10 protein-coding genes are annotated in these 8,452 nt (G+C 61.4%); all 10 read right to left on the reverse strand.

Annotation, left to right across the window (positions count from 1 at the left end; all coding sequences use genetic code 11):
* Window position 1: 1 nt before the first annotated feature.
* Window positions 2-244 (reverse strand): acyl carrier protein, encoded by a 243-nt coding sequence (locus I2G43_RS04955; RefSeq protein WP_055309519.1) that lies wholly within the window; start codon window positions 242-244, stop codon window positions 2-4.
* Between the two features lie 124 nt (window positions 245-368).
* Window positions 369-1,388 carry a phosphate acyltransferase PlsX gene (plsX, locus tag I2G43_RS04960; protein ID WP_195535316.1) on the reverse strand — a complete coding sequence of 340 codons (1,020 nt, stop codon included), beginning with the start codon at window positions 1,386-1,388 and terminating at the stop codon, window positions 369-371.
* 87 nt (window positions 1,389-1,475) lie between these two features.
* A complete protein-coding gene (gene rpmF, locus I2G43_RS04965) occupies window positions 1,476-1,655 on the reverse strand; it encodes a 50S ribosomal protein L32 (protein ID WP_022094017.1) in 180 nt (59 codons plus the stop codon).
* Between the two features lie 64 nt (window positions 1,656-1,719).
* Window positions 1,720-2,274, reverse strand: a complete 555-nt coding sequence (locus I2G43_RS04970) for a YceD family protein (protein ID WP_195535317.1) — start codon at window positions 2,272-2,274, stop codon at window positions 1,720-1,722.
* Window positions 2,274-2,771 (reverse strand): ATPase, encoded by a 498-nt coding sequence (locus I2G43_RS04975; protein ID WP_040358176.1) that lies wholly within the window; start codon window positions 2,769-2,771, stop codon window positions 2,274-2,276. The genes I2G43_RS04970 and I2G43_RS04975 overlap by 1 nt, the downstream gene beginning before the upstream one ends.
* Window positions 2,772-2,839: 68 nt before the next feature.
* Window positions 2,840-3,337 carry a pantetheine-phosphate adenylyltransferase gene (coaD, locus tag I2G43_RS04980; protein WP_195535318.1) on the reverse strand — a complete coding sequence of 166 codons (498 nt, stop codon included), beginning with the start codon at window positions 3,335-3,337 and terminating at the stop codon, window positions 2,840-2,842.
* A complete protein-coding gene (gene rsmD, locus I2G43_RS04985; RefSeq protein ID WP_195535319.1) occupies window positions 3,330-3,974 on the reverse strand; it encodes a 16S rRNA (guanine(966)-N(2))-methyltransferase RsmD in 645 nt (214 codons plus the stop codon). Before rsmD ends, coaD begins: the two co-directional genes overlap by 8 nt.
* A complete protein-coding gene (gene recG, locus I2G43_RS04990) occupies window positions 3,971-6,148 on the reverse strand; it encodes an ATP-dependent DNA helicase RecG (protein ID WP_195535320.1) in 2,178 nt (725 codons plus the stop codon). Before recG ends, rsmD begins: the two co-directional genes overlap by 4 nt.
* Window positions 6,149-6,158: 10 nt before the next feature.
* Window positions 6,159-7,820 (reverse strand): DAK2 domain-containing protein, encoded by a 1,662-nt coding sequence (locus I2G43_RS04995; RefSeq protein WP_195535321.1) that lies wholly within the window; start codon window positions 7,818-7,820, stop codon window positions 6,159-6,161.
* Window positions 7,821-7,847: 27 nt separating this feature from the next.
* Window positions 7,848-8,204 (reverse strand): Asp23/Gls24 family envelope stress response protein, encoded by a 357-nt coding sequence (locus I2G43_RS05000; protein ID WP_022093773.1) that lies wholly within the window; start codon window positions 8,202-8,204, stop codon window positions 7,848-7,850.
* Window positions 8,205-8,452 lie beyond the last annotated feature (248 nt).

Genomic DNA, 8,452 nt, shown 5'->3' on the forward strand with positions numbered 1-8,452 from the left:
CCTAGGCCTCCCTGGCGTTTTCGATCGCGTCGACGGCGTCGGCGACAGAGTTGAGCGAGAGCAGAGTCTCGTCATCGATCTCGAGGTTGAACTCGTCCTCGATAGCCGTAACCAGCTGCAGGCGCTCGAGCGAGTTGGCATCGAGATCGTCAAAGGTGGTCTCATCGCTAATTTCGGCAACATCGACGCCCAGAACGTCAGCAGCGACCTCGGCGATCTTGTCGAAGATTTCGGAGCGGTCCATAGCGCTTCCTCTCATAGTGCATGAATACCAAAAGAATGGTACCGCCCGGGCGGTACCAAGACACGGTTCTGATTCTACCCCACGAAGCAGGCCGCGAGGCACATAACAGCGCTCTAACTCGCTCTTACAAAACGATGCCGTCCATGGAGTTGGCGACGTTCTCGACCAGCCCCGCGCGCACGGCTTCGGCCGCCGCGAGCGTACCGTTTTTAACAGCCTCGACCGAGGTGGCGCCATGGCCGATCAGGACAACGCCGCGCAGACCGAGCAGAATCGCGCCACCCTTGGCGTCGCCCGAAAGCTTGGCCTTGATCTCGCGCATCTGCTTTTTAATGAGCAGCGCGGCGATCTTGGTGCCAAGCGAAGACATAAAGACGCCCTTGAGCTCCTGCAGCAAAAACTTGGCAGCGCCCTCAGTGGCCTTAAGGGCAATGTTTCCCGACATGCCATCGGCAACGACGACATCGAAGCTACCGGAGGTGATGTCCGTTCCCTCGCAGTTACCAACAAAGCCGGGAACGGCGGCTTTCATGGCTGGGAAGCAGGCCTTGGTAAAGTTGGAGCCCTTCTCGTCCTCGGTGCCGTTAGCAAGCAGGCCCACGCGGGGATGCTCGATGCCCAGGACGACGCGAGCATAGGCGCTACCCATCTGAGCAAAACGCACCATGTCATCGACCTCGACATCGGGGTTGGCGCCCATATCGCACAGCACCGTCAGACCGCCGGCGCGATTGGGCAGCGCATTTGTCAGACAGGGACGCACCGGCTGCTTCTTACCTTCGGCCATATATCTAAACGGCGTGACGTAGGCGGTCGCAGCGGCGGTCATGGCGCCGGTGGAGCCGGCGGAGAAAAACGCGTCCGCATTTCCCTTCTTGATGGCGCGGCACGACAGCACGATCGAAGACTTGCGTTTGGTCATCACGGCGCGAATGGGATCGTCATCCATGGCGATAACGTCGGGTGCCTCAAGGGCCTCAACACGTGCGTGGGAAGCAGCAAAGGGATTGACGATTTCGGCGGGACCAGCTGCCAAGACCTCGATATCGGGATCGGCGGCAAGTGCAGCCTCGATACCATCGAGAACGACCTGAGGTTTCTCGTCTCCACCCACAACGTCTACACAAACGCGAACGTTACTCATATACATGCTCCTTATACAAAAATGGCCGACTCATTGAGCCGGCCATTGTGGTTCCATTTGGAACGGCATCGCATCCAGAGTATACCGTTACTCGGTAACGATAACCTCGCGGTCCTTGTAGAAACCGCAGCTGGGGCACACGTGGTGCGGAAGCTTGACAGCGCCGCAACGGGGGCACGTGGACTGAGCCGCAGCCGAGATCTTCATGTTGGCGGAACGACGGGTGTGAGTGCGGATACGACCCTGCTTTTGTTTAGGTACGGGCATAGTGACCTTCCTTATGAACTATCCAGTGTGGCGATTACGCGCAAGTAGCGATACTACCACAGTTTTACTCATCGAGCTTGAGATTCTTCAATGCTGCAAATGGATTTTCCGTGGCAGCGGCCCATTCCGCCTCTGCCTGGGCGGCGCAATCGCATTGCTCGACGTTGAGATTGCAACCGCATGTGGGGCACAGACCACGGCAATCGGGCTTGCAGAGCACTACAAACGGCGTGTCCATAACGACCGCGTCATTGATGGGCTCACCCAGATCGACTAGACGGTCCTCACCCAGGAGCTCGTAGCCGTCCTCGAAGGCCTCGGGATCCTCGGGCTCCTCAAAGAGATAGAACTCCTCGATCTCGCCGGCGATATCAAACGAGGCGGGCTCCAGGCAACGGTCGCACTCGCCGGTGGCGTGCGCGCGGACCATGCCCGTGAGCAAGACACCGGTACCGGCATTGGTAAAGACAACGTCGTAGTCGATGCCGTCCTGAAGCTGGTACTCCTTCTCGCCCACCGTGTAGGTGGCGACATCGACCTTACCGGTCAGCGGATACGAATCTCCTGGAAACTCGAGCTGCTCGGAAAGATCGACGGTAACGCTCGGGAACTCAGCCATTACCACTGACCATTCTGTTGGGCGGCACCCTCGTTGAGCTGCTGACGGCAACGGGTAACGGTGCCGGTCAGGCTCTTGAGGTTCTCCTCCAGGTGCGTAAAGACCTGCTCTGCGTAGTCCTCGGCAGCATAACGCGTCTCGCGCTCGTACTGCTGGGCACGGTCGCGAATATCGTCGGCCTGCTGCTGTGCTAAGCGGACGATCTCCTGCTCACCGGCGATGGTGAGGGCCTGCTGCTGAGCATCGGCGATGATGGAATCGGCCTGAGCGGCGGCGGAAGCCATAAGCTCCTCGCGCTCCTTGAGGATACGGCGGGACTTCTGCCACTCCTCGGGATAGCTCATGCGGATCTCGTCGAGGATGTTGAAGAACACGTCGGCGTCGATGACCTTGAACTGAGCGTTCTTGCCGAAAGGCGGCTTGGCTTCCTCGATCAGCCCTTCGAGCTCATCGACCAAGCTGACGATCCTATCGCCAGGAAAATTCTCGCCCGGCATCCGGTCTCCTTTCATAGGTAACATATCATCGTGCTAGTTTACCACATGCCACCAGGCAATAAAAAACGTCACGAAAAGCGATGTTTGAGCGCTTCGACCACATTGGACGGCACAAACGTCGATACGTCGCTGCCGAGCGAGGCGATCTGTCGAACCACCGAACTCGAGACATATCCGTACTGCGGGGCACTCATGACAAAGATGGACTCCAGCTCGTTGTCCAGGCGGTAGTTGAGGTCGGCCTGCTGCAACTCGTACTCAAAGTCGGTCATGGCGCGCAGGCCCTTGACCACGGCGCCGGCGCCCTGCTCACGGGCGAAGTCGACCAAGAGGCCGGTGAAGGGCAGGACCTCGACACCTTCGATATCGCCGAGCGCCTCGCGGGCCAGCGCCACGCGCTCGTCGAGCATAAAGGTGGTGCCCACGCCGTTTTTACCCTGCGACTCGGCAACAGCGACGATAACGCTGGGGAAGATGCGGCGAGCGCGGCGGATGACATCGATATGGCCAAAGGTGATGGGATCGAAGGTACCCGGGACGATTACGCGGTTGATGGTGTCACTCATGGGCGTCCTCCGGGGATACTGCCTCGTCGTTATCGTTAGCATCAGCGCTGTCGCCCTTGCTATCGCCGACCCAGCGCAGCAGGTCGACCGAGGTGATGCCGTAGCGCTTCTCGCGGACGGTCTCAAAACCGGCCGGATGTGCGCCCGCGTCGTTGGCGGCATGCTCGAACAGTGCATATGCGCCAGGGGCCAGCAGGCCCCACTGGGCAAGGTTCTGCAGCAGTTCCTGAACCGGCTCGGCGCCAAAGGCATACGGCGGATCGAGCAGAACCAAGTCGAAGGGGCCGCCCGGAACACGGCCGCGCGAGGCACTAGCCAGCATGTCGCCCGTCACCACGCGCCAACGCGCACGGTCGCGACAGAGCGACTCGATATTCTTGGTAATAAGACGCGCGGCATTTCGATCGATCTCAAACGTCGTGAGCGAGCGGGCGCCACGCGAGAGCATCTCGATGCCCAGGGCACCGGAGCCGCCAAACGCATCCAGCACGCGGACCTCGTCCAAATCAAAGTCGAATGCCGACATGACCATAGATGCGCACGCCTCGCGCACGCGATCAGTCGTGGGGCGGGTGACATCGCGACCACGGGGCTCCTCGATCTTGCGACCGCGCCATTCGCCGCCGATGATTCTCATCCTCCGCTGACCTCCTTAAAGATGTGTCGATACCGCGTGGCGACCGCATCGCGCAGAGGGCGCGTCGCCACGGAGTCAAGGTTGCAAGCATACCGCAAGAGCTCGACCGCGTCCAAATGGGCCCACTCGATAAGCTCCTCGTCGGCATCGAGATCGACGAAACGCAAGGTCACGCCGCCATGTTGACGGTAGCCCAGGATCTCGCCCTCATGACGCAGACGCAGGTCCATCTGCGCGAGCGTAAAGCCGTCTGCGGTCTTTTCGAGCGACTGGAGACGGTCTTGCGCCGCCGACGTACCGCCATTGCCCTTTGAGTGGGTCATGACCAGGCACGTGCCCGACACACTGCCACGGCCCACGCGACCGCGCAGCTGGTGCAGAGCAGCCAAACCAAAGCGCTCCCCGTTCTCGATGACCATGACGGTGGCGTTAGGCACGTCGACGCCCACCTCGACCACCGTAGTCGAGACGAGCACGTCAATCTCGCCACGCTTAAAGGCATCGATAACCTGGTCCTTCTCCCCCGCTGGCATGCGGCCGTGAAGGCGCTCGATGGCAAGACCCGGCAACGCCAGACGCAGGCGATCGAGCTCGGTCGCCGTATCGTGCAGCGGCACGGGGACCGTCACGCGGCCCTCGTCGTCGCGGGCGATACCGGGCACGTCCTCCAGATCATCGGCCGAGTCACTCGGCTCCACGAGCGGGCAAATCACGTAGGCCTGCTGACCCTTTTCATGCGCCTCGCGGATGGCGCCATAGGCAAGGTCGCGACTCGACTCGGTAAGCACGCGTGTCGTCACGCCAGCGCCAGGGACGGGCCGATGGCGGATGATACTCGTGTCCAGATCGCCGTAGACCGAAAGCGCCAGCGTACGCGGGATGGGCGTTGCCGTCATAACGAGCAGATCGGCACCGGGGCCCTTCGCGCGCAAGGCATTGCGTTGGCCGACGCCAAACCGGTGCTGCTCATCGATGACTACGAGCGACAGATACTTAAACGCCACGTTATCCGAAAGGACCGCGTGGGTTCCAAAGAGGACGTCGAGCTCTCCCGATTCCAGCTGTGCATGGATGCGCTCGCGCTCTGCGGCCGGCGTGGCACCCGTCAGAAGCGCCCAAGACATGCCGGCCTGCGAGAGCAGAGGGCCGGTCTTATCGGCATATTGACGCGCCAGCACGCCCGTGGGCGCCATAACGCAGGCCTGTGTGCCGCTATCGGCAGCCACAGCCAGCGCGCAGGCGGCAACGGCGGTCTTACCGGTACCGACATCGCCCAGCAGCAGGCGGTTCATCACGCGCCCGCCATCGCACATATCGCGCAGGATGTCTTGGAACGCGGCCTCCTGCTCGTCGCTCAGCGAAAACGGCAGGGCCTGCTTGAGCGCGGCCAGGTGCTCGCCCGCGGCGTGGGCGTAGGGAGCGACTTCGACCAAGATACCGTCGTTGCGCAGGCGCAGCGCCAGCTGCAGGTAGAGGCACTCCTCGTAGGCAAGCCGTGCGCGCGCGATATCGCGCTCAGCCCTGCTCAAGGGAAAATGGATCGATCGAAGCGCACGGGCATTGCTCATCAGGCGGCGCTTGACGCGTAAGCGTGCGGGAATCGGGTCGAAGGGATTGCCGACGACCTCGAGCGCGCCACTTACGATACGGCGCATCCATGCCTGACTCACGCCGTCACTCACGTAATGGACCGGCAGGATAGTGCCCGCGGCGCGCCCTTCCTCAAGCTTTTCAAAGTGCGGCGAGGCCATCCGCTTAAAGCCGTAGGCAAACTCGACCTTACCCATTACGGCCAGGCGGTCGCCCTGCTTAAGCTGCTGGGCAATCCAGGGCTGGCGGAAAAAGGCGACCTGCAGCACGCCCGTCTCGTCAACGAGTGAGACCTCGGTCACCTGCATGCGCGGACGCGGCTGCTTTTGGACGATACGATCGACCGTGGCGATGATGGTACACACGGTACCGATGGGCGCCATCTCGATGGACCAGGAGCGCGTAAAGTCCAGGTATCGATGAGGGATATGGAGAAGGAGGTCCCCCACCGTCCGAATTCCCAGACGGCGAAGGGCCTCCTCACGTTTACCCGAAACATATTTGAGTCGCGCGATATCCTCGTCGAGCGCATTGCTCTGGGCAAAGCGCTCCGAGACGCGCGGCACGGAGCACAGTTCGGACATGGGCAGTTGCCTACTCGATCGAGAAGATCACGGGATAGAGCGGCTGCTCGCCACGATGGGCGTCGATCTCCAGATCGGGCTGAGTCTCCTCGATAGCGTCGACGATCTCCTGGAAGGCCTCATCGGACAGTTCCTCGCCGGCCAGAATCGTCAGCGCGTCGCCCTCCTCTTCCTCCTGCATACGGTTGATGCAATCGAGCGTGACCTGCTTCACGTCGGAGCCGACCACGTCGATGGAGCCGGCAATGATGCCCATGACGTCACCGGAGTGAATTGGCGAACCGTCGGAGGCACTGGAGTCGCGCACGGCGCGGGTGACCTCGCCATCGCGGACCTCGCTGATGGCGTCGACCATAGCGGCGACGGCATCCTCGAGCTCGGAATCGGGCAGGACCGCGAACAGCGCGGAGAAGGCCTGCGGAACGGTCTTGGTGGGAACGACGGCGACCTTCTTGTCGGTGCAGGCAGAGGCAGCGGCCTCGGCGGCCATGCGGATGTTGCCGTTGTTGGGCAGAATGATGACCGAGGTCGCGTTGACCTGGTCGACGGCGCCCAGCAGGTCTGCAGTCGAGGGATTCATGGTCTGGCCACCGGACACGATCACGTCAACGCCGAGGGACTTGAGGATGTCTGCCTCGCCGGAACCGGCGGCAACGGCGACAAAGCCCAGGGCCTTCGCGGGCTCGGCGGCCTTCTCCTGGTCCTCGTGGATCTTGGCGGTACGGTCGTGGGCCTCCATCTCCATGTTGTGGATAAAGACCTCGTAGATCTGGCCAAGCTGCAGCATGTGCTCGAGCACCAGGTTCGGGGTGTTGGAGTGCACGTGGATCTTGTAGTCGGGATATGCGCCCACGAGCAGCTCACAGTCGCCCATGGAACCCAGGAACTTAAGGCACTCGTCCTCGTCAAACGGGGCGTCGGCCTTAAACAGGAACTCATTGCAGTAACGGAATTCCGAGCCCTCCCAGTCGTCGTTAGCCTCGATCTCAACGCGGCCAAGAGCGGCATCACGGGCAGAGCCGGCGGAGTCAAACGTAGCGGAGAAATCCTCGACAACGGTGCTGCGGCCAAGAGCGGCAGCTACGAAGTTCTCGAGGAAGATGGCAAAGCCAAAGGCGCCGGAGTCGACCACGCCGTTCTCCTTCAGAACGGGCAGCAGGTCGGGCGTGCGAGCGACGGACTGGTAGGCCTCGACGACGATGGCATCGAGCGCGTCCTCGGCCGAGAACTTCTTCTTTTCGCACTCGTCGGCCTTGGTCGAGACATCGCGCAGCACCGTGAGAATCGTGCCCTCGATGGGCTTACGGACGGCCTGGAAGGCGACCTTGACGGCGCGGCGGAACGCATAGGCGATGTTGGCGGACGTGATGGGCTCATCAGCAGAGACGAGACCCTCGGCCACGCCGCGCAGGATCTGAGAGGTGATGACGCCAGAGTTGCCGCGGGCACCCATCAGGGAGCCGTGGGTGATGGCGCCGGCGATGGCCTCCATATCGGCATCGGCGGGAAGGGCGGAAAGCTCCTTGGTCACCGAGGCGAGCGTGAGCGACATGTTGGTACCGGTGTCGCCGTCGGGTACGGGGAAGACATTGAGCTTGTTGATCTCCTCGGCCTTGTCGGAAACAGCAGCCGCAGCGATCGGAAAACAGGTGCGAATGGTCTTTGCAATCATGGGTATTTGAATCTCCGTTTTCGGATGCTAGTTCAGACGGCTCTTGAGCGCGTCGATGTGAATGCCGATCTTAAGGCTGGCGGGATCGATCTGGGCGATCTCCTGCAGGGTGAAGGCAACGGAGCTCGAAAGATTGTGGCAGACGGACTTCATGTTGACGCCGTTCTCGAGCACGACGTGAAGATCGACCGTAAGGCCGTTCTCGTCGGCGGAGACAAGCACGCCCTTGCGGAGGCGCTGACCGGCAAGCAGGCGCACGCTCTCGGCGCCCTGGAGCTGCTCAGCCATACCGACGACGCCATAGCACGTCATCGCGGCATAACCGGCAATATCGGCAATAACGTCGTTCGAGACGCTCAGGCTGCCGTTGATGGTCTCAGACACAAGAATCTCCTTATCTGGTGCTCACGGCACCATGTCGTGGGAGCAATCATTGCAATATTCTACAACGACCGCGCCATGTTGAGGTGATGGGTCGCGGGATTACATCCTCGACACGAAATGTTGATATGGCAACGTTCGAGTCAAGTGGTCGCGGCATGAAAAAACCCGCCGCATAAGCGACGGGTTTTACAACCTGGCTCCCCGGGTAGGACTCGAACCTACAACAGCGCGGTTAACAGCCGCGTGCT

Source organism: Collinsella aerofaciens (genome assembly GCF_015557435.1).
GTDB classification, from domain to species: Bacteria; Actinomycetota; Coriobacteriia; order Coriobacteriales; family Coriobacteriaceae; genus Collinsella; species Collinsella aerofaciens_Z.

Excerpts from the sequence above, each read along its gene's own strand:
- coaD (WP_195535318.1), bottom strand. The coding sequence starts at position 3,337 with ATGAGTGACACCATCAACCGCGTAATCGTCCCGGGTACCTTCGATCCC.
- rsmD (WP_195535319.1), bottom strand. The coding sequence starts at position 3,974 with ATGAGAATCATCGGCGGCGAATGGCGCGGTCGCAAGATCGAGGAGCCC.
- rpmF (WP_022094017.1), bottom strand. The coding sequence starts at position 1,655 with ATGCCCGTACCTAAACAAAAGCAGGGTCGTATCCGCACTCACACCCGT.
- I2G43_RS04970 (WP_195535317.1), bottom strand. The coding sequence starts at position 2,274 with ATGGCTGAGTTCCCGAGCGTTACCGTCGATCTTTCCGAGCAGCTCGAG.
- I2G43_RS04995 (WP_195535321.1), bottom strand. The coding sequence starts at position 7,820 with ATGATTGCAAAGACCATTCGCACCTGTTTTCCGATCGCTGCGGCTGCT.
- recG (WP_195535320.1), bottom strand. The coding sequence starts at position 6,148 with ATGTCCGAACTGTGCTCCGTGCCGCGCGTCTCGGAGCGCTTTGCCCAG.
- I2G43_RS04955 (WP_055309519.1), bottom strand. The coding sequence starts at position 244 with ATGGACCGCTCCGAAATCTTCGACAAGATCGCCGAGGTCGCTGCTGAC.
- plsX (WP_195535316.1), bottom strand. The coding sequence starts at position 1,388 with ATGAGTAACGTTCGCGTTTGTGTAGACGTTGTGGGTGGAGACGAGAAA.
- I2G43_RS04975 (WP_040358176.1), bottom strand. The coding sequence starts at position 2,771 with ATGCCGGGCGAGAATTTTCCTGGCGATAGGATCGTCAGCTTGGTCGAT.